The sequence below is a fragment of the Sanguibacter gelidistatuariae genome, assembly GCF_900096585.1.
Lineage (GTDB): Bacteria > Actinomycetota > Actinomycetes > Actinomycetales > Cellulomonadaceae > Sanguibacter > Sanguibacter gelidistatuariae.
The window spans coordinates 398,926-423,831 of record NZ_FMYH01000003.1 but is presented as its reverse complement, the minus strand read 5'-3'; the positions used below and the strand labels follow the sequence as shown (position 1 = coordinate 423,831).

Genomic DNA, 24,906 nt, shown 5'->3' with positions numbered 1-24,906 from the left:
GGCCAGTGCACGGCTCATCGAGCGAGTGCATGGCTCATCTTGAGATGGGGGCGATCACCCGGACTTGCGGCGGAAGACCCGCTTCGTCTTGCCCGCGGTCTCGGAGCCGTGGACGGTCCCGGTGTTCGAGGACCCTTCGGCACTGAGGTGCTGACCGGCGTTCTTACGGTCGAGCGCTTCCTTGAACTTGGCCTTGGTGTCTTCGCTGACCGTCGCGTCCTGCTGAGAACTGTCCTGCGTCATAGCACCGGACCTCCTTGTCTAGATGTCTGCTGCGTACCTGATGCACCTGCAAGACTTCCCTACTTCATCGACTCCCGCCAGCGAATACTCGCTTCGGGCGCCACCTGAGGCAGGACACCAGTATCGCAGCGGTAGCGTGGAACCATGACCTCCCCTGCCGGTAGCACCCCCTCCGCGTCCCACCAGCGCCGGCTGGGCGGCTCCGGCCTGGCGGTCCCCCCAATCAGCCTGGGGCTGTGGCAGAACTTCGGCGAGCAGACGGCGCTCGAGACGCAGCGGGGACTCGTCCTCCATGCCGTCGACGCGGGCATCGTGCACATCGACCTCGCCAACAACTACGGCCCACCGCCGGGCGCCGCCGAGGCCAGCTTCGGGCGGATCCTGGCCAGGGACCTCGCGGGCCACCGGGACGAGCTGCTCATCTCGACCAAGGCCGGCTACCGGATGTGGCCTGGTGCCTATGGCGAGGGAGGCTCCCGCAAGCACCTGCTGTCCTCCCTCGACCAGTCTCTCGACCGTCTCGGGCTGGACCACGTGGACATCTTCTACAGCCACCGCTACGACCCGACGACACCGCTCGAGGAGACGATCGGAGCCCTCGCCACCGCCGTGAGCTCGGGGCGGGCGCGCTACGTCGGAGTCTCCTCCTACTCCGCGCGCCGCACCCGCGAGGCGCTGGCGGCGGCCGACACGGCGGGGGTCAGGCTGAGCGTCCACCAGCCGTCGTACTCGCTCCTCAACCGATGGATCGAGGAACCCGACGCCAGCGGGGAGTCCGTGCTCGACGTCGCGGGCGACGCCGGCCTCGGGGTGCTCGCCTTCTCCCCGCTCGCCCAGGGTATGCTCACGACCAAGTATCTCGACGGGATCCCTGGCGACTCTCGGGCTGCACGCGGCGGGTCGCTGCCACCGTCCTACCTCAGCCTCCGCAACCGGGCGGCGATCGCCGCACTGGCGGAGATCGCCAGTGATCGCGGGCAGAGCCTCGCGCAGATGGCCGTGTCCTGGTGCCTGCGCGACTCAAGGGTGTCCGGGGTGCTCGTGGGAGCCCGTACGACCGATCAGCTCGACGAGAACCTCGCCGCGCTCGAACACCTCGACTTCTCCGCCGCCGAGCTGGCCGCGATCGACGAGAACAGCGTCGACGGCGAGATCAACCTCTGGGCGGCCCGCTCGAGCGCGCTCTGAACGTGACGGGCTACGCCCCTGCGGCGGGGCCGTTGTCCGGCCCAGAGGGTTCCGCGTCCGTCCCGGCGCCCGGATCGGGGGTCTCGGGGTCCTCGGCCTGCTCATGCTCGGCACGCAGCAGGTTGATGGCGGCCTCGAAGTCCTCAAGCGAGTCGAAGCCCTGGTAGACGCTCGCAAACCGCAGGTAGGCGACCTCGTCGAGCTCCCGCAGCGGACCGAGGATGGTCAGGCCGATCTCGTACGCGTCCAGTTCCGCCATGCCGGTCGCCCGGACGCTCTCCTCGACCCGCTGAGCGAGCATGGCGAGGTCGTCCTCGCTGACCGGGCGCCCCTGGCAAGCCTTGCGGACCCCGTTGACGACCTTCTCGCGACTGAACGGCTCGGTCACGCCGGACCGCTTGACCACGGAGAGGCTGGCCGTCTCCAGGGTCGTGAAGCGGCGGTTGCAGCTGGGGCACTGACGGCGACGCCGGATCGAGGCACCGTCGTCTGACGTCCGGGAGTCGACGACGCGAGAATCCGAGTGACGACAGAACGGGCAGTGCACACGCACCTCCGAGGGTCTTGCGCCTGTGTCCACCCGGTCGGGCGGACACCAGCAAGAATACGCGCCGTCGGGCGCACCGCGGCGCGGTCGGGGCCAGACGATCTGGACGTGACAGACAAACGAGGGCGGTCACCGTAGTGACCGCCCTAGCGGGACGCCCCCGTCCCCATCCGATGGAGAGCGACTCGCCTCGCCCTGCACCGACGTGCTCGAGAAGCCATGTGCCCCGCGAATACCGCGGCCATGCCTTCACCTCGATGACCGGCCCCCCAGCCGGTTGATGAGGCATGGCTAACTTAGGTCATCCTAAATATGGTGCGCAAGCATCTGGGCACGTCGTCTCACATCTCGAGAACACATCAGTCGCGAACGGGCAGCATGATCTGCTCACCGGCCCACAGCGTCGCCGACGCCCGGCCGTTGACCTCGACGATGAGGTCGACCACGTCACGGAGGTCCTCGCCAGGACGAGCCAGCCCTTCCGCGATCCCCCACAGGTTGTCCCCCTCGGACACCGTGTACGGAGTGACCTCACGGGGAAGGTCCGGCGTGCTCGCCAAAGCTCCCCCGCCCATCACCGCCACCCCGATCGCCACGACGAGCGCCATCGACCACAGCACCCACCGTCCGCGGCGGGTGAGCTCAAGATCGGACAACGAGCCCTCGACCGATGCGCTCGCCAGGCGTCGCGACCGCGCGCCCGCCCGCGCATCCGCGGCCGACCGGCGCAGGTCCTCCCGCGCGGGCATGATCACGCGCACTGGGACAACAACACGTTCGGGAACAACAACCAGATCTGGAACTAGAACCAGTGCCATGTCCACTCCATCTCTCCAGCGCACGCGACCAGCTGCGCATCTCCATGGGAACCTGCCGGCCCGTGCCGACATCCCCGCACTCATTCGTACATCTGTTCGTAGTACAACTGTACGAATATTTTCGAGATTGGCAAGGGGCAATCCCGACACGCTCGAACAACTGTTTGAGACTTGCCCACAATCGGCCTAGACTCGAACAAGCCCGCGAGGAGACTCGACCACGAGCCACCGACAAACGGACTGGACGCACAGGCTGGACGGCGCGACCGGCAGACAACCTGCTGGCCTGGAGCCGGTCAACAGGTCTCCCGCCGGGCGTCCGAGCGCTCAGCAGATGCCCATCACAACCGGAGGTCACCGTGGCACCCAACGACACCAGCGCGGCAGGTCCTGCGAGCGTGAGCACACCCCTTCACGACACCGCCTCTCCCTGGCGCAGGGACGGGATCGGCCCGGACGGGCTCACCTCGCGGCAGCGCCGCATCCTCGACACGATTCGAGACTCGGTGACCGGTCGTGGCTACGCGCCGAGCATGCGCGAGATCGGCGAGTCGGTCGGCCTGAACAGCCCGTCGAGCGTCAAGCACCAGCTGACCGTCCTCGAGGCCAAGGGCTACCTGCGGCGCGACCCGAACCGCCCACGCGCGATGGAGCTCGTGCACAGCCCATACACCGAGGGCGCCGGCCGGCCCCTCAACGACATGGCCTCCGGTTCCGGATACGCCGGCTCAGCGCTGGACACCTCCTCCGACGAACCGGACCGCCCCACGCCGTCGTACGTGCCCCTGGTCGGTCGGATCGCCGCCGGTGGACCGATCCTGGCGGAGCAGCTCGTCGAGGACGTCTTCCCGCTGCCGCGCCAGCTCGTCGGGGACGGCGAGCTCTTCATGCTCAAGGTCGTCGGCGAGTCGATGATCGACGCCGCCATCTGCGACGGCGACTGGGTCGTCGTGAGGCGCCAACCCGTCGCTGAGAACGGCGAGATCGTCGCGGCGATGATCGACGGCGAGGCAACCGTGAAGACATTCAAGCGGATCGACGGCCACGTCTGGCTGCTGCCCCACAACCCGGCATTCTCCCCGATCCTCGGCGACGAGGCGACGATCCTCGGCCGGATCGTGTCGGTCCTGCGCAGCCTCTGATCCGGGCACTTTGACACGACCCAAGACTCACGAAGGGCTCCTCACCCACGGTGAGGAGCCCTTCGTACTAGATGCCCGGATCAGAAGCCGAACTTGCGCGCCACGTCCTTCAGAGAGGCGGCCGAGTGCTGCAGGCCGCGGATCTCCAGCGGTGAGAGCGGGACTGCGAGCCGGTCCGTGCAGCCGTGGCGTCCGACGATGGACGGCACGGACAGGCAGATGTCGCTGATCCCGTAGTAGTCGTCAAGCAGGGTCGAGACCGGGAGCACCCGGTGCTCGTCGTTGAGGACCGCCTCGATGATGCGGCTGCCGGCGAGGGCGACCGCGTAGTTCGTGGCCCCCTTGCCCTCGATGATGCGGTAGGCAGAGTTGATGACCTCGTGCGCGATCTCGTCGCGGGCCTGCACCGTGAGCGGGCCGCGTCCGTCGATCCCCTCCCAGTCCAGCAGCGGTACGCCGCCGATGGTCGCCGAGCTCCACAGCGGGATCTCGCTGTCGCCGTGCTCCCCGGCCATGTACGCGTGCACGTTCTGCACAGCGACGCCGCAGTGCTGGGCGATGAGGTAGCGCAGGCGCGAGGAGTCCAGGACCGTGCCCGAGCCGAACAGCTGGGTGGGCGGCAGACCGGAGATCTTCAGCGCCGCATACGTGACGATGTCGACCGGGTTGGTGACCATGACGTACATCGCGTCGGGGGCGACCGCCTGCAGCTCGGGCAGGATCTTCGAGACGAGGCCGATGGTCGCCTCGGCCAGGTCGATGCGGGACTGCCCAGGCTTCTGCTTGGCGCCCGCCGTGACCATGATGACGTCGGCGTCGGCGCACACTGCGACGTCGTCGGAGCCGATCACCTCGGCCATCGGCATGAACTGGATCCCGTGGGCAAGGTCGAGAGCCTCGGCCTCGACCTTGGCCTTGTTGATGTCAAAGAGTGCAACGGTCCGGGCTGACCCGCGCATCAGCGTGGCGTAGGCCATCGTCGAGCCCACCGCACCTGCGCCGACCACTGCGACCTTCGTCGTCTTGCGGACCGCGCTGGCCTCGACCGGGGCGGGTGTTCTGGAACGGTCGCTCATGCTTCCTCCACAGGAAAGTCGGGTTCGCACGGTGGTGCTGTCCTCAGCCTAGGGCCGCCAGCCGTTCCAGCGCAGAAACCGCCACGTGTCGATCGGTCGTCTGCCAAAAGTCCGGCAACGAGTTGACCAGGTACGACGCATAGCGGGCCGTCGCCAACCGCGGGTCGAGGACCGCGACTACCCCGCGGTCCGTCGTCGTGCGGACCAGCCGGCCGGCCCCCTGGGCCAGCAGCAGGGCCGCATGGGTAGCCGAAACCTGCATGAACCCGTTCCCGCCGTGGCTCTCGATGTAGCGCGCCCGGGCGGCCTTGACCGGGTCGTCGGGGCGCGGGAACGGGATCCGATCGATCATCACGAGCTGACAGGCAGAGCCGGGCACGTCGACCCCCTGCCACAGGGACAGCGTGCCGAACAGGCACGTGGCGTCGTCTGCGGCGAAGGCCCGCACGAGCGTGGGCAGCTGGTCGTCGCCCTGGCACAGGACCGGGAAGTCCACCAGCTCGCGCACCAGCTCCGCGGCGCGCTCGGCCGCGCGCCGGGAGGAGAACAGCCCGAGCGTCCGCCCGCCCGCGGCCTTCATCAGCGCGACCATCTCCTCGACCTGGTCGTCGGTCGTCGCCTGCTGCCCAGGCGTGGGCAGCCGCTTGGCGATGTAGAGGATGCCTTGCCGCGGGTAGTCGAAGGGGCTACCGACGTCGAGGCCGCGCCATGCCAGCGAGGCCTTGGCAGCCTGACCAGCCTTGGCAGGGTCCTCGTCGTCCTCGCTCGCGGCGCGCTCGAGCCCGACGGCCCGCGCGATCGGATCGAAGGACTCCCCGAGCGCGAGGGTCGCGGACGTGAGGATGCCGACTTTCTCCTCCCACAGGTTGCTCCGGATCAGCCCGGCCACCCCGAGGGGGGCCGCGTGCAGCTTGGACATGCCGGCGCCGAAGCCGCCGTCGCCCCCGCGCGAGCACCAGAGCACGTCGAAGCCGGAGTGGTCGGCCGCCATCCGCTCGGCGGTCTCGAACACCAGCAGCATGCTTGACGACGCCATCTTCAGGCCGCTGCTGGCCGATCCGGCGTCGGACCCGGGGCCCTTGCCCGGCTCGGGCTTGAGCGCGCTGAGGACCGCGCGGGCGGCGTCGCGCACACCCGCGACGGACAGACGGGCCCCCTCGGGGAGCCCGTCCGGGAAGCGTTCGGCCGGCAACCCGGCGAGCACGGAGCCGAAGTCCGCGGCGGCCGCGTCGAGGTCGGTCGTGGGGATCCCACCGTGGCGGCGGGCCTGGCGGGAGGCGTGCTCGATCGAGGCGACCGAGAGCTCCGCGGTGGCCGCGGCCGTGACCCGGTCGGAGAGCTCGTGGGCCTCGTCCGCGATGACCACCGAGTGCTCGGGCAGCACGCCCGGGGACCCGGTCGCGGCGATGCCGAGCATGGCGTGGTTGGTGACGACGACGTCGGCCTCGCGGGCGATCCCGCGTGCACGCTCGGGGAAGCAGTCGTCGATCAGCGGGCACTTCTGTCCCAAGCACTCCAGGGACGTGACGGACACCTGCCGCCAGGCGCGGTCGCTCACCCCGGGGACCATGTCGTCGCGGTCGCCGGTCTCGGTGTCCGAGGCCCACTCCCGCAGCCGCAGGATCTGCTTGCCCAGCCCAGCGGCGCCGTCGGCGTCCGCGGAGGGCGCGCCGGGACCTGCTGCGGTGAGGGGTTCGGTGGGTCCCTCGGTCCGGGGCATGTCGAAGAGGGTGCCTGCGTCGTCCGGGGGGTAGCCGCCGGCGATCTTGTGCAGGCAGGCGTAGTTGTGCCAGCCCTTGAGCAGCGCAAGCTGGGGGCGACGCGGCAGGTACGGGGCGAGCGTCTGCGCCACGAGCGGCAGGTCCCGGGTCATGATCTGACGCTGCAGGGCCAGGGTCGCGGTCGAGACGATGACCCGCTCGTCCGTGGTGACCGCGTGGTGGACGGCGGGGACGAGGTAGCCGAGCGACTTCCCGGTCCCGGTGCCGGCCTGGACCAGCAGGTGCTCCTTCGTCCGCATCGCCGTGGCCACGGCCTCGGTCATGTCGTGCTGACCGTCGCGTCGCGCGCCGCCCAGGGCGCCGACCGCGAGGTCCAGAAGTCGATGGACGTCGGCCGCACCCGGTGCGTCGTCGCCGGCGCGGTCGGGGGTCTCGGCGTCACTCACCCATGGAGTCTACGCACCGCCCGGCCCCCTGAGGGGGCGGGGCGGGTGGGCTCAGGGGCGGATGGCGACCGCGGCCAGCTCGGCGGCGAGCGCCTCGTCGACGCGTCCACGCAGCAGGGTGCCCTCGCCCACGTGCTCGAGGTGATCGATCTCACCCTCGAGGTGGACGCGGTTCACCAGGTCGCCGCGGTTGTAGGGGACCACGAGGTCGATCGAGACGCCGGGGTGGGGCAGGGAGGCAGCGATGAACTCGAGCAGCTCACCGATGCCCTCGCCGGTGTGGGCGGAGACGACGATCGTGTTGCGTTCCTGGCTGCGCAGCCGGGTGATCGTCTCAGGCGCGGCGACGTCGGCCTTGTTCAGCACGATCACCTCGGGCACGTCCTGGGCACCGGGGATGTCCGCCAGCACGTGGCGGACGGCCTCGATCTGCCCCTCCGGGTCCGGGTGGGAGGCGTCGACGATGTGCAGCAGGAGGTCGGCGTCGGCCACCTCCTCCAGGGTCGAGCGGAAGGCCTCGACGAGCTGGTGCGGGAGCGCGCGGACGAAGCCCACCGTGTCGGCGAGGGTGTAGATCCGCCCGTCCGCCGTCTTGGTCCGGCGCACCGTCGGGTCGAGCGTGGCGAAGAGCGCGTTCTCCACGAGCACCCCGGCACCGGTGAGCGCGTTGAGCAGGCTGGACTTCCCGGCGTTGGTGTACCCGGCGATCGCGACCGAGGGGATCGCGTTGCGCTTGCGGTTGGCGCGCTTGGTCTCCCGCGAGGGGGCCATCGCGTCGATCTCGCGGCGCAGCTTGGCCATCCGGTTGCGGATCCGGCGGCGGTCGAGCTCGATCTTCGTCTCGCCCGGTCCGCGCGAGCCCATCCCGGCTCCCGCGCCACCCACCTGGCCACCGGCCTGACGGGACATCGACTCGCCCCACCCGCGCAGGCGCGGCAGGAGGTACTCGAGCTGGGCGAGCTCGACCTGGGCCTTGCCCTCCCGGGACTTGGCGTGCTGGGCGAAGATGTCGAGGATCAGCGCGGTCCGGTCGACGACCTTGACCTTGATGATGTCCTCGAGCGCGCGCCGCTGGGACGGTGCCAGGTCGCCGTCGATGACAACCGTGTCCGCCCCGGTCGCGGCGACGACAGCAGCCAGCTCAGCCGCCTTGCCCGAGCCCAGGTACGTGCCCGGGTCGGGGGTCTGGCGGCGCTGGAGCACGCCGTCGAGCACCTGGGAGCCGGCCGTCTCCGCGAGCGCGGCGAGCTCGCGGAGGGAGATCTCCGCGTCCATCGCGTCTCGGGACCACAGGCCCACCAGGACGACCTTCTCCAGGCGGAGCTGGCGGTACTCGACCTCGGTGACGTCCTCAAGCTCGGTCGACAGGTTCGCGACCCGGCGCAGCGCGGTGCGTTCGGCGAGCTCGAGCTGGTCCCCGTCGTGGGAGGAGTGCTGCGTGCCGCCCGCGGCGCGGGCTGTGCCCGCGCGGGCCAGCACCCGGGCGACGACGTCGCTCGCGACGTCTCGCGCCGACGCCGCCGCAACCGGTCCGCTGGTCTCGTCCGGTCCGGACGGGTCCTGCGACGAGGTGGGTTGCGGTTCGTGGCTGTTCGTCATGCAAGTCCTTCGGTCGACCAAGTGTTGCCGTGCACCTAAGGTTCCCACGTCAGGTCGCCCCGGCCGTAGCGTTTTTGCGGACAGAGGAAAGCACCGCTCCCCGCGAGCGCCGCCCTCGCCTACGATTACCGCTTGTGAGCGACGAAACCCCGGACCACTACTTCACCGCCCAGCCGGCCAGCCCGGACGAACGGCGCACCCTCTCCGTCGTGCTGGACTCCCAGCCCTACGAGGTCGAGACGGCCGGTGGGATCTTCTCCCCCGGGCGCATCGACCTGGGCACCTCGGTCCTGCTGCGGACCGTCTCGGACCCGCCCACGGGTGACGTGCTCGACCTCGGCTGCGGCTGGGGGCCGATCACGCTCACCATGGCGCTGCAGAACCGTCAGGCGACGGTGTGGGGCGTGGACGTCAACGAGCGAGCGCTCGACCTGCTGCGGCGCAACGCCGAGAAACTGGGCCTGAGCAACGTGCGGGCCGTACGCCCCGAGGAGGTGCCCGACGACGTGCGGCTGGCCGCGATCTGGTCCAACCCGCCGATCCGGGTTGGCAAAGACGAGCTGCACTCGATGCTCGACACGTGGCTGCCGCGGCTGCTCCCAGGGTCGAGCGCGTACCTCGTGGTGCAGCGCAACCTCGGAGCCGACTCCCTCCAGGGGTGGATGGCCAGCCGCTACGGCGCCCAGGGCGACTTCCGGTCCGCGCAGGGACCGTTCACGGCCACCGTCACCAAGCTCGCGAGCGCCAAGGGGTTTCGGGTCATCGAGGTCATCCGGGACTGAGCGGCGCCCAGTCGCGCAGCGGCTGGGCTCAGTCCCCGTGCATCGGCTGTCTTCAGGCGCCGCGCACCGGCGACCGCAGCTGCCCGTCGGCGACGAGCTCGGCAGGTCCGGCGAGCTCGACGTGGCCGTCGGTGAGCATCGTCACGCGGACGGTCCCCCCGGGCACCTCGACCAGCCAGACGTCGGGGGCGCCGTCGCCGGCCCAGGCGCGGACGGCCAGGGCCGCCGCACAGGCACCGGTCCCGCAGGAGCGGGTCTCCCCCACCCCGCGCTCGTGCACCCGCATCCGCACGCGTCCCACGACGGATCCGTCAACCGTGGTCTCCTCACCGAGGGGAACGACCAGCTCGACGTTGGTCCCCTGCGGCGGGGTGGGCACGACCCGGGGCGCGTGGGTCAGGTCTGCGCGCTCCAGGTCCGCCACGGTCGCCAGGGCGAGGACGGTGTGCGGGTTGCCGAGGTCCACGCTGAGCGCCGGGCGAGGGATCTCCGCGCCCGCCGGCTCGAGGCCGCGCACTCCCACCTCGGCGTCGAAGCCGTCCGTGACCGCGCCGGTGCCACCGGGGAAGGACCACACTCCCATGTCGACCGCGAACCACCCGTTGGCCTCCTTGCGCACCCGCCGCACGCCGGCACGGGTGCCCAGGGCCAGCTCGTGTCCGTCGTCGAAGTAGGCGAGGCCGAGGTCCTCGAGGTAGGCGGCAAAGACACGCACCCCGTTGCCGCACATCTGCGCGATCGAGCCGTCGGCGTTGCGGTAGTCCATGAACCACACGGCGCTCGGGTCCTGGGCGAGGACGGCCGCGCCCTCGTCCAGCGCGGCGGAGGGCACGACCCGGATGACACCGTCGGCTCCGATGCCGGCCCGTCGGTCGGTGAGCTCGCGAACCATGGCGGGGGTCAGGTCGAGCGTGGCGTGGCGGTCGTCGATGAGGACGAAGTCGTTCTCGGTCCCGTGCCCCTTGGTGAAGGAGAGCTGCCCAGCTGGCTGAGCGGTTGGCTGAGCGGCCGGCACAGCGGCGACGGGGGTCAGGTCACGGTTCTCGCTCGTCATGAGCCAAGACTACGACGCACCGGACCGGTCCCCGGAGCGGGTGCCTGGCCGGCATCGGCCGCCGCGATGACCGCGAGCGCGTCGTCGAGCAGGGTCGGGGAGCCGACCGAGAGCCACGCGACCCGGGGGTCCCGGCCGAACCAGCCCATCTGCTTGCGGGCCAGCCGGCGGGTGTTCGCCGTCACGTCCGCGCGGGCCTGCTCGGCGGTAGTCTCCCCGGCCAGGTAGGCGAGCACCTCCGCGTAGCCGACGGCGCGCCTTGCGGTGCGCCCGAGGCCGCGGCTCAGCGTGCGCACCTCATCGACGAGGCCGGCGTCCCACATGTGCTCGACCCGCGCCTCAACCCGGGCGTCGAGCACGTCGCGGTCGCAGTCCAGGCCGATCTGCACGGCGGGGCGGACGTACTCCTGCCGAGGCAGGTTGGCGGTGAACGGGGCGCCGGTGATCATGATCACCTCGAGTGCCCGGACGATCCGCCGGGTGTTCTTCGGGCCGATCGAGACGGCGGCGGCCGGGTCGGACCGCTCGAGCTCGGAGAAGAGGGCACGCGTGCCCTCCCGCTCGGCCCGCTCCTCGAGGGCGGCGCGCACGGCCGGGTCCGTCCCGGGGAACGTCATGTCGTCGAGCAGGGCTCGCAGGTAGAGACCCGACCCGCCGACCACGACCGCCCGCGCCCCGCGCGCGGCGATCGCGTCGAGATCCGCGCGTGCGGAGGCCTGGTAGCGAGCGACCGAGGCATCCTCACCGACACGGAGCACGTCGATCTGGTGATGGACGATCCCCCGGCGCTGGTCCACGGGAACCTTGGCCGAACCGATGTCCATGCCGGAGTAGAGCTGGTAGGCGTCGGCGTTGACGATCTCCGCGGGCGGCCCCCCGGCAGGGGTCAGCGCCTGGGCGAGATCCAGGGCAAGGTCGGACTTTCCGGTGGCCGTTGGGCCCACCACAGCGACGATCAGCACACCGAGACGGTACCGTCTTTGTCTGCCGTCCTTGGCGCTTGTCAGCCATTGCCCATAGGCTGCTCTCCGCATCCGTGATCTTGTGGACACCCACGGATTCCATCGCATACGGCAGGCAGCTGCCCGCACCGGCACGTACGACACCGATCACACCCGACTTCAGGAGATCATCACGATGGGGTTCTTCAACAAGCCCGAGACCACTCCTTCGCTGGCCGCCAGCGGTGAGAACGCACCGCTGGCGCGGAGCCGGATCGAGGCGTTCCTCACGTCCCAGGACTGGTCCTTCGGGGTCGACCCCGATGGTGACGTGGGCGGCCAGTGGGACGACAACGTCTTCTACTTCTTCCAGATGGGCGAGGCGCAGGAGGTCTTGCAGATCCGTGGGCGCTGGAAGCACTCCTTCCCCGCCAGCCGCGAGGCCGAGTTCGCGGTGCTGCTCAACGAGTTCAACCGGGACCTCATCTGGCCAAAGCTGTACGTCCGGGTCGAGGACGAGGAGATCGGCGTCTACTCCGAGGTCTCGACCGACCTCGAGCACGGCGTGAGCGACGACCAGCTCGGCCAGCTCATCTCCTGCGGGCTCTTCACCGGACTGCGGGCCTTCGAGCGCATCGCCGAGAGCCTAGGCATCTCCGAAGAGTGACCTGTCCCGCCGTGAACGGAGCCGCATGAGCCAGACCTTCCAGGTCGACCTCGGGGGGATCGTCGACCTCCTCGCCCGCCACCTCTACTCGAGCCCGCGGGTCTACCTGCGCGAGCTGCTGCAGAACGGCGTGGATGCGATCACGGCGCGGGATGATCTGGCCGGCGAGGCTGGGCCGCCCGGTCAGCTCGGCCGACCGGCCGCGCCCCGGCGGATCACCCTGCGGCCGCTCCCGGATGGCGGGCTCGAGGTCACCGACACCGGGGTGGGTCTCACCCTGGCCGAGGCCCGCGAGCTGCTCGCGACGATCGGTCGCAGCTCCAAGCGCGACCTGGAGCTGGGCACCGGGCGCGAGCAGTTCCTCGGCCAGTTCGGCATCGGGCTGCTCTCGGCGTTCATGGTCACCGACGAGATCGAGCTGGTCTCGCGCTCCGCACGCGACCCCCACGCCTCGGCGATCGCCTGGCGCGGCCACGCGGACGGTCGCTACTCCCTCACGGAGCTGCCCGACGACGACCCGCGCCACCCAGAAGCCGCCGGCAGCACCGTGCGGCTGCGGCCGCGCCGCGACCTCGAGCACTGGCTCGAGGCCGCCACGGTCGAGTCGTTGGCGCGCGACTACGGGTCCCTGCTGCCCGTCGAGCTGCTGCTCGAGGAGCGCCTGGCCTCGGGCGAGATGCGCCTCCGCGACCTCGCAGAACCGGACCTGCCCTGGGAGCGAAGCTTCGCGACCCCGCGGGCCCGAGAGCTGGCCCTGCGAGCGCACTGCGAGACGACGCTCGGCTTCACCCCGTTGGCGGCCATCGACCTGGAGATCCCGGTCGCGGGGCTCAGCGGCGTCGCCTACGTGCTGCCCTCGGCCGTCTCCCCCACCACCTCGAGCGCCCACCGGGTCTACCTCAAGCGGATGCTGCTCGGCACCAAGGTCGACGACCTGCTGCCGCCGTGGGCGTTCTTCGTCCGGTGCGTCCTCAACACCTCGGCCGTGCGGCCCACCGCATCCCGGGAGGGCCTCTACGAGGACGACATCCTGCTGGCAACCCGCCACGCGCTCGGCGCCCGGATCCGCCAGTGGACGCTGGACACCCTCGCGCTGCGCGACGGCGGGTCCGCCCAGTTCCTCGCCGTGCACCACCTCGCCGTCCGCGCCCTCGCCCTGGTCGACGACGACATGCTCGACCTCGCGATCGACGTGCTGCCCTACGAGTGCACGACCGGCCAGGCCACCCTCGCCCAGATCCATGCCACCCACGGGCAGATCCACTTCACGCCGACGGTCGAGGGCTTCCGGCGGATCGCCCCGGTCGCCCACGCCCAGAACCTCTCGGTCGTCAACGCCGGCTACGTCTACGACGCCGACCTGCTCGAGCGGGTCCGCCGCCGGCGGCCGCAATGGACGGTCTCCCCGATCACCTCCGCCGACGTGTCCCAGGTGCTCTCCCCGCTCGAACCGATGCGTCAGCTCGAGACGACCGACGCGCTCGAGGCCGTCCGCGCGGCTGTGCTGCCGAGCGGCTGCGACCTCGACCTGCGCTCCTTCGAACCCCACGAGATCCCGTCCCTGCTGCTCGACGACCGAGACGCCGAGCACGCCCGCGACGTGAGCGAGACCCTCGCGCAGGGCTCCGACCTGTGGGGCGGGGTACTCGGCCAGTTCGCCAAGCCGTCGACTGTGCGCCGGATGGTGCTCAACGACAAGAACCCCGCCGTCCGGGACGTGCTCGAGGCCCGGGACACCCAGGTGCGCGCCGCCGGCGCCCAGGCGCTCTACGTCACGGCCCTCCTGCTCTCCGGGCGTCCGCTGAGCGTGAGCGAGGCGACCCTGATGAACGGGGCGCTCTCGACCCTGCTCCGCAGCGCCGCGGGCAGCGGCGACCGCCCGCCGTCGGACCCAGCCCAAGGACCGCTCTCATGACCCGTTCGATCGACGAGGCCAACCAGGCGATCATGCGCGTGCGGGAGATGCCCTTCGGCCTCGCCCGCAACGAGGTCGCCGCCGAGCTCGCGCGTGAGGTCGGCGCCCAGGGCCCGGAGGGAGCTGTCGCCTTCGCACTGTTCTCCCTCGTGGAGTCGTACGCCTTCAGCGAGGAGGTCGAGAAGGCCTACCTGCCGTTCACCCGGTCTGTGCGGCTGTGGGACGAGCGCCCCGAGCTCTTCGACGCCCAGGACGTGCACTCGTTGTTCTGGTCGTTCAAGTGGATGGTCTCCAACCTCATGAGCTACCCGAGCATCCCGGCCGCGCAGATCCAGGCGACGATCGAGGACATGGAGCGGCGCTACCGGCTTGCCGGGAACGGGCTGAGCGCCGTCAACCACCTGACATTCGAGTGGCACCACCTGCTTGGAGACGCCGAGCTGCCCGCCCGCTACGAGGAGTGGGTGACGACCGAGCGTGACGACTTCTCCCAGTGCCCCGCGTGCGAGCCGGGCGACCGGACCGCCTACCTCTTCGAGGAGGGGCGCTACGCGGAGGGCATCCGGCTGCTGGAGAACGCCCAGGAGGCCGGCGAGGAGTGCCGCACAGAGCCGGCAGACATGCTCTCCCAGCTGCAGCTCGCCTACCTCGAGGTGGGCGACGCCGACGGCGCAGCCCGCGCGCACCGGCGCGGCCTGGCGACCCTGGACACGTCCGGGGAGATGTGCGGCGCGCACGGTCGTCACATCCAGTTCCTCGCCCGCACAGCCAACACGACCACCGCCCTGCGCTTCCTCGTCCGGTACCAGAAGCTCCTGACGCGCACCGAGTCGCCGCAGGGACGCTGGTCCTTCCTGACGACCGCGGGAGTCGGGGTGGCCGCGCTGCGCGCCGACGACGTCACGACACCGATCTCTCTCGACGACGTGCCCGCCACGACGATCGGCGAGCTCGACGACTGGATGCGTGATCAGGCTCTCTCCCTCGCCGCCGACTTCGACCGGCGCGGCGGCACCTCAGCGATGACCGACCGGACGCTGCGGGCGTGGTCGGGCAGCCACGTCCGGCTGCCGGTCAACCTCACGGTGCTGGGTGGCGCTGGCGCGGCCGCTGCCGGTCCTGGCACACAGGGCGCGGCCGGCGCGCCTGCGGGCGGCCACACCTCGGGGCTTCAGCCACATGTGGGCATCGGTCCGGATGCACTCGTCGACCAGGCCGAACGCATGGCGGACGAGGACCCGGTGACCGCCGCCCGGCTCTATGCCCAGGCCAGCGCGGCCTTCACAGCGGCCGGTGAGAACGAGGCCGGAGGCTTCGCGCTGGCCGAGGCCGCCGCGCTGAGCGACCGCCTCGGCGACCTCGACGGTGCGGCCGCGACGGCCGACGCCGCGCTGTCGCTGCTGTTCTCTGCGGGGACGGCCATCGAGTACATCGGCCCCGTCGCCCGGATGGCCGCGCGCCTGCTCAGCTCCACCGATGCGTCGTCACGCGCCACGGATCTCCTCACCACGGCTCTCGAGGCGGCCGAGTCCGGCCACGCCCTCGCTGTGACAGCGCACGACGGAGCCGGGCACGACCGAGCGGGGCGTGAGCAGCACGCTCCCGACGACGCCGGACGTGACGACGCCGCAGGCCGGCCCGACGGTCCCCCACCACCCGACGCCGCGCGACTCGCGCAGCAGGTACGCGTCGTCGCCGTCGAACGGGCCCACCTGCTCGACACCCGAGCCCGCGTCCACGCCTCGAACGGGAACGGTCCGGCCGCGGTCACCGACGCCCGGCGGGCCGCGGAGGCATTCGCGGCCCATGACCTGATCGGTGACGCTTCGCACGCCTTCTGGCTCGCCGGCACGGTCGAGCAGGGGTCGGGGCGCCCGGCGGATGCCGTGTGGTTCCTCGAGTCCGCGGTCGAGGGCTTCGCCCAGATCCGGGCGCGAGACAACCGGGTCGAGGTCACAGGTCTCCTCATCCAGGCGCTCACCGACCTGGGGCGCGCAGACGAGGCCGCCACCCTTGTCAAGGGCCTGGCGGGCTAGGACAGCTCAGAGGTCTTGAGGGCGGTGACGACCTCGCGGTGGAGGGCATGGGCCTGCCGCTCAGCCTCGGCGAGCACCTCGGAGGCTCCTGCAGGGAGCGCACCGTCCGGCGTCGCACAGGCGAAGACCACGAGGTGCGATACGGTGCCCATCGGAAGACCGCCCATGCTGTCTGGCGCGGTGTCCGGCGCGGTCAGCGTCCGGGCCAGGACCGCACGGCCCGCGCCGATCTCGTGGGTCGTGATCCCCCCAGCCCAGCCGGCCAGGCGCAGGAGTGTCACCGCAGCCGAGGCCGTCACGTGCAGGGCTGTCTCGTAGGACCGGGGCGGCTCGTAGGTCCGGGGCAGCTCGCACGGCAGGCCGGTCTCGTGGGGCAGGACCGGTTCGCCGGCCAGGTCCTGCGGGGCGGCGTAGCCGATCGCACCGAGGTCGGGCTGCGCCGTCGTCGTCGTGCGGGAGACCAGGGCCGGTGCGACCACCGTGACGGTGCTCCCCGGCGTCAGGCACTTCTCGAGCGCCTGTCGCAACAACCCCACCAGCTCACCGCGCCGGTCGGCGAAGACGTCGTGGCGGCCGGTCACGCCGGGCAGCAGTGCCAGGCTCATCTCATGTCGTTGCACGGTGACTGTCGCTGAGGCTGGCACAGCCCCACGGTAACCGATCACGGCCGCCGAGCCCGCTGGGTGACCGTACGGCGACCGGGCAGCGGCAACGGTAGGCTGGCTCGCATGGGGTTCTTCAGAGATCGCTGGCGCCGCACGGCTGACGAGACCGGTCCCAGCCGCGCCACGCATGGAGCGACCGCGGGTCACCCGGGAGCCCAGTCGCTTCCCCAGACCGGGGGCGATGTCGAGGCGATGATCGTCGACAAGCTCGGCGGGCTCACCATCGCCGACACCGACACCAGCCACGCGCCGGGTCCGCTCACGATGGCCAGGATCGTCGACTGGATCGGCGACTACGGGTACTCCTACTTCATCGACTCCGACGGGGACATCGGCGGCCTGTGGCACTCACGGCTGTACTATTTCCTGCTCTTCGGCGGCGAGCGAGAGATCCTCCAGGTCCGCGGTCAGTGGAACCGCGAGATCACGATCGACCGGATCGAGGAGGTCCTCGAGTTCTGCAACGAGTGGAACACCGACCGGATCTGGCCCAAGGCGTACTTCCGGGTCCGTGACAACGGCATGATCCAGGTCTACGGCGAGGTGTCGGTCGACTTCGAGCACGGCGCCAACGACGAACAGCTCGACCAGGTCCTCACGTGCGGGCTCAGCACCGGCGCGATGCTCTTCGACGCCCTCGATGCCCTCTACCCCGACCCCGCGCGGGTGGCACCATGAGCGCCCGCCAACGCGCGCCGTGGCTCGCCCGGATCCTCGCGAAGGGAACAGGTTCAGCCCCCGACACGGCCGTGCACATCCCCACCGAGCTACCGACCCCGCTCACCCGGGACCGGGTGGGCGCCTACCTCACCCGCCGCGGCTACACCTTCCGCCTCGATGACGACGACGACATCACCGGGACCTGGGACGGCAACCGCTTCTGGTTCCTGCTGCTGGGCACCCAGCACGAGATCCTGCAGGTCCGCGGCCGGTGGCACCGCCCGCTCGCCGACTCCGGTCGCCTCGCCGTCCTGCAGATCATCAACGACTGGAACCGCGAACGGATCTGGCCCAAGGCCTACCTGCGCGCTGAGCCCGCCGGGCTCGCGCTCTACACCGAGGTGTCGGTGGACTTCGGCCCGGGCGCGACGAAGAATCAGCTCGAGCAGATGGTCGCCTGCGGCCTGGGGACCTCGATCCAGCTCTTCACGTCCGTCTCGGCGCTGCTCCCCCCCGAGGACCCGGACGACCTTGAGGGCATGGACGACAACGGTGCGTTCGGGGACGGCTGACGGTCGCTCGAGCTGGGCCTCGATCTAGGCCCGCGCTAGGCCCGCCGGATCGTCGGCAGTCCGAGCTCGACCGGCGCCCCGGGCACCGGCGACGGCTGTGTTCCGTGACTGTGCTCCTCCTCACCCAGGCCCGCGCGTGCCTTCTCCCGCTGCACCCAGGCGTCCCCGGACCGTGTGCGGCGCACCGCGTACACGGCCTGGGCTGGGCCGGCGGAGAGGGCGGAATCGGCGACCAGGTGGTAAGGCGCGGAATGGGTGACCTGGACCGTGACGACGTCGCCCGGCCGGGGCAGCTGGTCGTCCAGCCGGTCCGCGAGGCGCGGGTCGCCGGCTGCCACGGCGTCGGGCAGATCGCCGCCTGAGCGGTCACCGCCGGCGACGTCGTCGCGGCCGAGGGTCGAGGTGAGGTGGGCCGGCAGGGCGAGGTGCACGAGCCTGTTGTCGGCCGCGCGCCCGGTGAGGCGATGCGTCGCCCCGTCCTTGCGTCCGGCGCCGTCGGTGATGAGGACCTCGACCGTGCGTCCCACCTGCCGCGCGCTCTCCTGCGCGGAGATCGCGTCCTGGAGGGCCATGAGGCGTACGTAACGCTCCTGGACAACCTCTTTGGGGAGCTGGTCGGGCAGGGTGGCCGCCGGGGTCCCGGGACGCTGGGAGTACTGGAAGGTGAAGGCCGAGGCGAAGCGGCTCGCCTCGACGACCCGCAGGGTCTCGGCGAAGTCTTCCTCGGTCTCACCGGGGAAGCCGACGATGAGGTCGGTCGTGATCGCGGCGTCGGGCATGACGGCGCGGACCCGGTCGAGGATGCCGAGGAACTTGTCCGAGCGGTAGGACCGGCGCATGGCCCGCAGGATGCGGTCCGAGCCGGCCTGGAGCGGCATGTGCAGCTGCGGCATGACGTTGGGGGTCTGCGCCATCGCGTCGATGACGTCGTCGGTGAAGGCCGCAGGGTGCGGGGAGGTGAAGCGCACGCGCTCGAGGCCGTCGATCTCCCCGCAGGCGCGCAGCAGCTTGGCGAAGGCACCGCGGTCGCCGAACTCGACGCCGTAGCTGTTGACGTTCTGGCCGAGCAGCGTCACCTCGATCGCGCCCTCGGCGACGAGCGCCTCGATCTCGGCGAGGATCTGCCCCGGCCGACGGTCGCGTTCCTTGCCGCGCAGGTGCGGGACGATGCAGAAGGTGCACGTGTTGTTGCAGCCGACGCTGATCGAGACCCAGCCGGCGTAGACCGACTCCCGCCGGGTGGGCAGGGTGGACGGGAAGACCTGCAGCGACTCCGCGATCTCGACCTGCGCGGCCTCGTTGTGCCGGGCCCGCTCGAGCAGCACCGGGAGGGCGTCGAGGTTGTGCGTGCCGAAGACCACGTCGACCCACGGGGCGCGGTCGACGATCCCCGAGCGGTCCTTCTGCGCGAGGCAGCCGCCGACCGCGATCTGCATGCCCTCGCGGCGGTTCTTGAGCGCGGCGAGCTGGCCCAGGTTTCCGTAGAGCTTCGTCGAGGCGTTCTCCCGGACCGCGCACGTGTTGATCACCACGACGTCGGCCTCATAGCGTGCGGCGTCCGCGTCGGTCGCCTTGCGGTACCCGGCCTGCTCGAGCATCCCGGCCATGCGCTCGGAGTCGTGGACGTTCATCTGGCAGCCGAGCGTGCGCACCAGATAGGTGCGGGGCGCGTCGGCGTCGCCCACGCCACCAGGGACGGGCGCCAAGGCGGTCGCCGGGAGGTCCAGCACGGGCAGGGCGGCGGGGGGCACGAGGTTCGCAGACATCGGCACAAGGATACGTCTCATCGACGAGGACGTGACGAGCCGGGCGGTCAGCGCCGTGACCTCAGGGTCCGGTCGTTACGGGACCGAGACCGTTAGGACTCGCCGATGCCTCACCGGTCACCTACGTTCGACAGATGGAGGACACGAATCTACCCACTTCGGGCACCATCGGTGCCCGGCGCGCGCTCGTGCGGCTCACGGACGTCAACAAGCACTTCGGAGAGCTGCACGTTCTCAACAACATCAACCTCACGGTGAGCCAGGGCGAGGTGGTTGTGGTCATCGGCCCTTCCGGCTCGGGAAAGTCCACGCTCTGCCGGGCCATCAACCGCCTGGAGACGATCGACTCCGGAACCATCGAGGTGGACGGCCGGGTGCTCCCCGAGGAGGGCAAGGCCCTCGCCCAGCTGCGGGCCGACGTCGGCATGGTGTTCCAGTCCTTCAACCTCTTCGCCCACAAGACGGTTCTGCAGAACGTGACCCTCGGCCCGATCAAGGTCAAGAAGATGCGTTCCGCGGAGGCGAAGGAGCTTGCGATGACGCTGCTCAGACGGGTAGGCGTCGACTCGCAGGCGAACAAGATGCCCGCCCAGCTCTCCGGCGGCCAGCAGCAGCGGGTCGCGATCGCCCGCGCGCTGGCCATGCACCCCAAGGTCATGCTCTTCGATGAGCCCACCTCAGCCTTGGACCCAGAGATGATCACCGAGGTCCTGGACGTCATGGTCGGTCTCGCGACCGAGGGAATGACGATGATCGTCGTCACCCATGAGATGGGCTTCGCCCGCAAGGCCGCGGACCGCGTCGTGTTCATGTCCGACGGCCAGGTCCTCGAAGAGGCCGAGCCCGAGCAGTTCTTCACCGCCCCGTCCTCCGACCGGGCACGGGACTTCCTGTCCAAGATCCTCTTCCACTGATCCCACTCTCCATTCAGCCGACCGCCCACCGACAGCCCTGGAGCACCCACCGACCGGCTTCGCGCCACCCACGACGGCCCAGCCAGCCGTGAACCGAAGGAGAAGACCATGTTGCGAACATCCAGAACCGCGCTCGTCGCCATCGCCGCCACGGCCGCCCTGCTGCTGGCCAGCTGCAGCGACGACAAGAAGGAGGACACGCCGACCACCCCGAGCGTGGACGCGAGCGCCTTCCCTGCCGGGAGCACGATGGCCCGCCTCGCTGACCAGGGGACGATCATCGTCGGGACGAAGTTCGACCAACCACTGTTCGGGCTGGTCGGACCGGATGGCACCCCAGTCGGTTTCGACGTCGAAATCGCGAAGATCATCGCCGCCGAGCTCGGGATCGCGCCGGAGGACATCACCTGGAAGGAGACGGTGTCCCAGAACCGCGAGTCCTTCATCCAGGACGGCCAGGTTGACATCGTCGTGGCCACGTACACGATCAACGACAAGCGCAAGGAGGTTGTGGACTTCGCCGGTCCGTACTACGTCGCCGGCCAGTCCCTCATGGTGCGCGCGGACGAGACCTCGATCGCGTCCTCCGACGACCTCGCCGGTAAGAAGGTGTGCTCGGCTGACGGGTCGACCCCCGCGAAGAACATCGAGGAGAACTTCCCCGATACCGAGCTGGTCGTCTTCGCCCAGTACACCGACTGCCTCGACCCGCTGCGCAACGGCCAGGTCGACGCGGTGACCACGGACAACGTGATCCTCGCGGGGTACGTATCGGAAAGCCCTGACGACTTCAAGATCGCCGGTGAGCAGTTCACCGAGGAGCCGTACGGCATCGGCCTGAAGAAGGGCGACGACGACTTCCGAGCCTTCATCAACGACACCCTCGAGGCGTCGTTCACCGACGGTCGCTGGACCACCGCATGGGAGGACACGGCAGGCACGGTCCTACCGACGCCCACCCCGCCCGCGGTCAACCGGTACTGATCCGATCTGATCACGCCCCGCTTGATCACCTGGCTTGATCACCTGGCTTGATCACACCTGGCCGGCAGCGGTCGCCGTTCGTCACGGCGGCCGTTGCACCGGGTACTCACCACGAAGGGAGGGCACGTGGACGCACTCGTCTCGTCGATGCCGAGGTTCATCGACGGCTTCCAGATGACGCTGCTCCTCGCGGTCGTCTCGGGCGCGCTGTCCCTCGTCCTGGGCACCGTGCTGGCAGCGCTGCGCGTTGCGCCGCTGCGAAGCCTGCGGGTCGTGGCGACCGTATACGTCGAGACGGTCCGCAACACCCCGCTCACCCTTGTCTTCATCTTCTACGTGTTCGTGCTGCCCACCCTCGGGTTCGTGCTGCCGCTGGGAAAGGTCCCCGCGATCATCGCACTGACCACGTACACCTCGGCCTTCGTCTGCGAGGCAGTCCGGTCGGGGATCAACAGCGTCAGCGCCGGGCAGGCCGAGGCCGCCCGCGCGATCGGCCTGGGCACGGTGTCCACCCTGCGCCTGGTCGTCCTGCCTCAGGCTCTGCGCAGCGTGGTGCCGCCGCTCATCAACGTCCTCATCGCCCTGACGAAGAACACCTCGGTCGCGGCGGGCTTCGCGGTCGTCGAGCTCACGTCGACCGGGCGAGCGCTCGCCCGGGACAACCCCTCCGACGTCCTCCTCCTGCTCGGCGGGATCGCGGTCTGCTATCTCGTCATCACCATCCCGGCCGGCCTGGCCGCCGGGGCCATCGAACGACGGGTGGTGTTCAGCCGATGAGCGGCTCCGTCCTCTACGACGCCCCGGGGCCACGGACCCGGCGGATCGAACGCATCGGATCGATCGCCTTCGCGGTGGTCCTCCTCGCACTCGTGGCGTGGTTCGTCGTGTCCCTCTCCCGACGCGGTGTGCTGGACGACCGGTGGGAGGTGCTGACGGACCCGCCCAAGCAGCAGACCGCATCCGACGTGTGGAGATCCCTGCTGGTCGTCGGGCTGGGCGGGACGCTCAAGGCCGCGGTGGTCGCGGCGCCCCTCGCCCTGATCCTGGCCTTTCTGCTGGCGATCCTGCGCACCTCACGGCTCACGATCGTCAGGCGGCCCGCCGTCGTGGTCATCGAGGTGCTGCGCGGCCTGCCTGTACTCCTCATGATGTTCTTCGGGCTCCTGGGCTTCGGCTTGTCGTCCTTCCAAGCAGTCGTCTTCGGACTGACCTTGTACAACGCGGCCATCATCGCGGAGATCCTGCGGGCGGGCCTCAGTGCTCTCCCTCACGGGCAGGTCGAGGCCGGGACCTCGATCGGGTTGACCCGCGGGCAGACCCTACGGATCATCCAGCTGCCCCAGGTTGTCCAGCTCATGCTGCCGAGCCTGATCAGCCAGCTCGTGGTGCTGCTCAAGGACAGCTCGCTCGGGTTCATCGTCGGCTACGGGGAGCTGCTGTCGGTCATGAAGAACAACTACAGCTTCTTCGGCGACTCTTCTCGGCTACCGCTCTTCGTCGCCGTCGTCGCGATCTACCTCGTCGTCAACCTCACTCTGACCCGGCTGGCCGTGTTCACCGAACGCCGCCTCTCGTCGCGGATCGCGACCCCCGTCGACGATCTCACCGTCGTGCGGTAGCTGTGAGTCTCAGGGGGCGGGTCCGCAGGGGCGGCGTCAGCCCGCCGTGGCCGTCGCACGGAGCTCGCGGACGACGGTGACCGACACCTCGCCCGGGTAGCTCAGGTCCTTCTCGATGTGCCCGGCGATCGCCGCGGCGAGACCGGGCAGTTCCGCGTCGGAGATCTCGCGGGGCTCGACCACGACCCGGACCTCGTGGCCGCTGGCCATCGCGAGCACCTTCTTCACGCCGGTGTGGGTGCTCACGAGCTGTTCGAGCTGCTCCATCCGTTCGACGTACCGGTCGAGGTCGTCCCGGCGCGCGCCGGGACGTGCGGCCGAGCACGCATCGGCAGCCTGCACCAGGACCGCCTCGACCGAGGTCGCCTCGATCTCCCCGTGATGGGCCGCCACGGCATTGACCACGACAGCGGACTCCCCGGCGCGCCCCACGAGCCGTGCCCCGACCGTGGCGTGCGAGCCAGACGAGCCCGCGGGCAGGCACTTGCCGATGTCGTGCAGGAACGCCGCTCGTCGCGACAGCTCGACGTCGGCGCCGATCTCCGCTGCCATCGCGGCGGCGACCAGCGCGGACTCGACGCTGTGCTCGAGGACGTTCTGGGAGTAGGAGGAGCGCAGCCTCAATCGGCCCATCGCCTCGACGAGCTCGGGAGCCAGTCGTTGCACCCCGCTCCGCTCGGCGGCGTCGTGCCCGGCCGCGACGGTGCGCGCGGGGGCATCAGCGAACGCATGGGCGTACGCCGCCTCGATCCGCTGCGGATGGATCCGCCCGTCGTCCATGAGCAGGCGCATCACCACCTCGGCGATCTCGCGACGTTCGGGATCAAAACTGGACAGCTGGACGGACTCGGAGTCGTCCTCGAGGAGCACGTTGACGCCAGTCACGGCTTCGAAGGTCCGGATGTTGCGCCCTTCCTTGCCGATGATCCGCCCGCGCATGTCCTCCGAGGGAAGCGCCAGGACCGTCACGGCGGCCGCCGAGCTCGTGGGGACGGCGAGGCGCTGGACCGCGGTCGCGACGATGTGGCGGGCCCGCTCGTCCGCGCGGCGGCGGGCGGCCGCCTCGATCCGGTGGACCGAGGCTGCTGCGTCCTGGACCGCCTGCTCACGCATCTGCTCGACGAGCCGGGTGGAAGCTTCGTCCTGGGAGAGCCCAGCCACGGCTTCGAGCTCTGTCAGCAGCGTCGCTCGCAGCCGCGCCCGTTCCTGGGCGGAGTCGATGGTCAGGCGTTCGACCTCGACGGCGCGGGCGTCGGTCTTCTCGGCCATGTCCTCGGTTCGTGATCGGAGCTTGTTGAGGTGGCGTTCGGAGGCGCGCGCCTCCTCGAGCCGAACGAGGGACTCGGCGTCACGCTGCTTGGTAGCCTCCCGGACCTCGGCGACGTCGATGATCGCCTGGGCGCGCACGTCTGCGGCCTCGCGCCGGGCGACGTGCACCAGGAGCAGGGCCACCAGGGACGATCCGAGCAGCGCCAGGAGGACACCGATCTCACCTGCAGTCACGATCTCACCTACCCATCCTCGTCGCCGACCCCACCCACCGGCGACTCG

23 protein-coding genes are annotated in these 24,906 nt (G+C 70.4%); 12 read left to right on the top strand and 11 right to left on the bottom strand.

Going from position 1 to position 24,906, the window contains the following annotated elements:
- Window positions 1-54 precede the first annotated feature (54 nt).
- Entirely contained in the window at window positions 55-243 is a 189-nt protein-coding gene (locus BLQ50_RS09640; protein ID WP_093183169.1) for a DUF5302 domain-containing protein, read from the bottom strand.
- 144 nt (window positions 244-387) lie between these two features.
- On the opposite strand from BLQ50_RS09640, the gene BLQ50_RS09635 reads away from it, so the two are divergent.
- Entirely contained in the window at window positions 388-1,431 is a 1,044-nt protein-coding gene (locus BLQ50_RS09635; protein WP_093183168.1) for an aldo/keto reductase, read from the top strand.
- 10 nt (window positions 1,432-1,441) lie between these two features.
- Here BLQ50_RS09635 and nrdR read toward each other — a convergent pair whose 3' ends face one another.
- Both nrdR and BLQ50_RS09625 read right to left on the bottom strand, forming a co-directional pair.
- Window positions 1,442-1,978, bottom strand: coding sequence for a transcriptional regulator NrdR (nrdR, locus tag BLQ50_RS09630; RefSeq protein WP_093183345.1), 537 nt, complete (start codon window positions 1,976-1,978; stop codon window positions 1,442-1,444).
- Between the two features lie 359 nt (window positions 1,979-2,337).
- Window positions 2,338-2,796 carry a hypothetical protein gene (locus BLQ50_RS09625; RefSeq protein ID WP_139185793.1) on the bottom strand — a complete coding sequence of 153 codons (459 nt, stop codon included), beginning with the start codon at window positions 2,794-2,796 and terminating at the stop codon, window positions 2,338-2,340.
- Window positions 2,797-3,194: 398 nt separating this feature from the next.
- Here BLQ50_RS09625 and lexA point away from each other — a divergent pair, with 398 nt between their 5' ends.
- Window positions 3,195-3,938: a transcriptional repressor LexA gene (gene lexA, locus BLQ50_RS09620; protein ID WP_217629145.1), complete on the top strand. Its 744-nt coding sequence runs from the start codon at window positions 3,195-3,197 to the stop codon at window positions 3,936-3,938.
- An 80-nt stretch (window positions 3,939-4,018) separates the two neighbouring features.
- Here lexA and BLQ50_RS09615 read toward each other — a convergent pair whose 3' ends face one another.
- Genes BLQ50_RS09615 through hflX form a run of 3 tightly spaced genes read right to left on the bottom strand, consistent with a single transcriptional unit; the run spans window position 4,019 to window position 8,780 of the window.
- Window positions 4,019-5,014 (bottom strand): L-lactate dehydrogenase, encoded by a 996-nt coding sequence (locus BLQ50_RS09615; protein WP_093183163.1) that lies wholly within the window; start codon window positions 5,012-5,014, stop codon window positions 4,019-4,021.
- 43 nt (window positions 5,015-5,057) lie between these two features.
- On the bottom strand, window positions 5,058-7,181 hold the full coding sequence (locus tag BLQ50_RS09610; RefSeq protein WP_093183162.1) for an ATP-dependent DNA helicase: 2,124 nt from the start codon (window positions 7,179-7,181) through the stop codon (window positions 5,058-5,060).
- A 51-nt stretch (window positions 7,182-7,232) separates the two neighbouring features.
- Window positions 7,233-8,780: a GTPase HflX gene (gene hflX, locus BLQ50_RS09605; RefSeq protein ID WP_093183160.1), complete on the bottom strand. Its 1,548-nt coding sequence runs from the start codon at window positions 8,778-8,780 to the stop codon at window positions 7,233-7,235.
- Window positions 8,781-8,914: 134 nt separating this feature from the next.
- Here hflX and BLQ50_RS09600 point away from each other — a divergent pair, with 134 nt between their 5' ends.
- Window positions 8,915-9,562, top strand: coding sequence for a class I SAM-dependent methyltransferase (locus BLQ50_RS09600; RefSeq protein WP_093183159.1), 648 nt, complete (start codon window positions 8,915-8,917; stop codon window positions 9,560-9,562).
- Between the two features lie 52 nt (window positions 9,563-9,614).
- Here BLQ50_RS09600 and dapF read toward each other — a convergent pair whose 3' ends face one another.
- Both dapF and miaA read right to left on the bottom strand, forming a co-directional pair.
- The gene (gene dapF / locus BLQ50_RS09595; RefSeq protein WP_093183157.1) at window positions 9,615-10,616 is read right to left on the bottom strand and encodes a diaminopimelate epimerase; all 1,002 of its coding nucleotides are present in this window, start codon (window positions 10,614-10,616) and stop codon (window positions 9,615-9,617) included.
- The gene (gene miaA, locus BLQ50_RS09590) at window positions 10,613-11,578 is read right to left on the bottom strand and encodes a tRNA (adenosine(37)-N6)-dimethylallyltransferase MiaA (RefSeq protein ID WP_093183156.1); all 966 of its coding nucleotides are present in this window, start codon (window positions 11,576-11,578) and stop codon (window positions 10,613-10,615) included. Before miaA ends, dapF begins: the two co-directional genes overlap by 4 nt.
- Before the next feature lie 175 nt (window positions 11,579-11,753).
- On the opposite strand from miaA, the gene BLQ50_RS09585 reads away from it, so the two are divergent.
- From BLQ50_RS09585 to BLQ50_RS09575, 3 genes are read left to right on the top strand one after another with little or no spacing between them, the layout of a single operon-like run.
- On the top strand, window positions 11,754-12,224 hold the full coding sequence (locus BLQ50_RS09585) for a type III secretion system chaperone family protein (protein ID WP_175559084.1): 471 nt from the start codon (window positions 11,754-11,756) through the stop codon (window positions 12,222-12,224).
- 25 nt (window positions 12,225-12,249) lie between these two features.
- A complete protein-coding gene (locus BLQ50_RS09580) occupies window positions 12,250-14,139 on the top strand; it encodes an HSP90 family protein (RefSeq protein WP_093183154.1) in 1,890 nt (629 codons plus the stop codon).
- The gene (locus BLQ50_RS09575; protein WP_093183153.1) at window positions 14,136-16,175 is read left to right on the top strand and encodes a hypothetical protein; all 2,040 of its coding nucleotides are present in this window, start codon (window positions 14,136-14,138) and stop codon (window positions 16,173-16,175) included. The genes BLQ50_RS09580 and BLQ50_RS09575 overlap by 4 nt, the downstream gene beginning before the upstream one ends.
- Here the strand turns inward: BLQ50_RS09575 and BLQ50_RS09570 are convergent.
- Window positions 16,172-16,780: a hypothetical protein gene (locus BLQ50_RS09570; protein WP_093183151.1), complete on the bottom strand. Its 609-nt coding sequence runs from the start codon at window positions 16,778-16,780 to the stop codon at window positions 16,172-16,174. The genes BLQ50_RS09575 and BLQ50_RS09570 overlap by 4 nt on opposite strands.
- A 123-nt stretch (window positions 16,781-16,903) precedes the next feature.
- On the opposite strand from BLQ50_RS09570, the gene BLQ50_RS09565 reads away from it, so the two are divergent.
- A complete protein-coding gene (locus BLQ50_RS09565; RefSeq protein WP_093183150.1) occupies window positions 16,904-17,518 on the top strand; it encodes a type III secretion system chaperone family protein in 615 nt (204 codons plus the stop codon).
- Entirely contained in the window at window positions 17,515-18,072 is a 558-nt protein-coding gene (locus tag BLQ50_RS09560) for a type III secretion system chaperone family protein (protein ID WP_093183148.1), read from the top strand. Before BLQ50_RS09565 ends, BLQ50_RS09560 begins: the two co-directional genes overlap by 4 nt.
- A gap of 35 nt (window positions 18,073-18,107) precedes the next feature.
- Here the strand turns inward: BLQ50_RS09560 and miaB are convergent, their stop codons facing one another.
- Window positions 18,108-19,838 (bottom strand): tRNA (N6-isopentenyl adenosine(37)-C2)-methylthiotransferase MiaB, encoded by a 1,731-nt coding sequence (gene miaB, locus BLQ50_RS09555; RefSeq protein WP_093183147.1) that lies wholly within the window; start codon window positions 19,836-19,838, stop codon window positions 18,108-18,110.
- Between the two features lie 134 nt (window positions 19,839-19,972).
- Here miaB and BLQ50_RS09550 point away from each other — a divergent pair, with 134 nt between their 5' ends.
- From BLQ50_RS09550 to BLQ50_RS09535, 4 genes are all read left to right on the top strand, one after another.
- On the top strand, window positions 19,973-20,752 hold the full coding sequence (locus BLQ50_RS09550) for an amino acid ABC transporter ATP-binding protein (protein WP_093183145.1): 780 nt from the start codon (window positions 19,973-19,975) through the stop codon (window positions 20,750-20,752).
- A gap of 108 nt (window positions 20,753-20,860) precedes the next feature.
- Entirely contained in the window at window positions 20,861-21,736 is an 876-nt protein-coding gene (locus tag BLQ50_RS09545) for a glutamate ABC transporter substrate-binding protein (RefSeq protein WP_093183144.1), read from the top strand.
- A 126-nt stretch (window positions 21,737-21,862) separates the two neighbouring features.
- A complete protein-coding gene (locus BLQ50_RS09540) occupies window positions 21,863-22,513 on the top strand; it encodes an amino acid ABC transporter permease (RefSeq protein WP_093183142.1) in 651 nt (216 codons plus the stop codon).
- Window positions 22,510-23,355 carry an amino acid ABC transporter permease gene (locus BLQ50_RS09535; protein WP_093183141.1) on the top strand — a complete coding sequence of 282 codons (846 nt, stop codon included), beginning with the start codon at window positions 22,510-22,512 and terminating at the stop codon, window positions 23,353-23,355. Before BLQ50_RS09540 ends, BLQ50_RS09535 begins: the two co-directional genes overlap by 4 nt.
- Window positions 23,356-23,391: 36 nt before the next feature.
- Here BLQ50_RS09535 and rny read toward each other — a convergent pair whose 3' ends face one another.
- On the bottom strand, window positions 23,392-24,858 hold the full coding sequence (gene rny, locus BLQ50_RS09530; RefSeq protein WP_093183140.1) for a ribonuclease Y: 1,467 nt from the start codon (window positions 24,856-24,858) through the stop codon (window positions 23,392-23,394).
- Window positions 24,859-24,906: the final 48 nt, after the last annotated feature.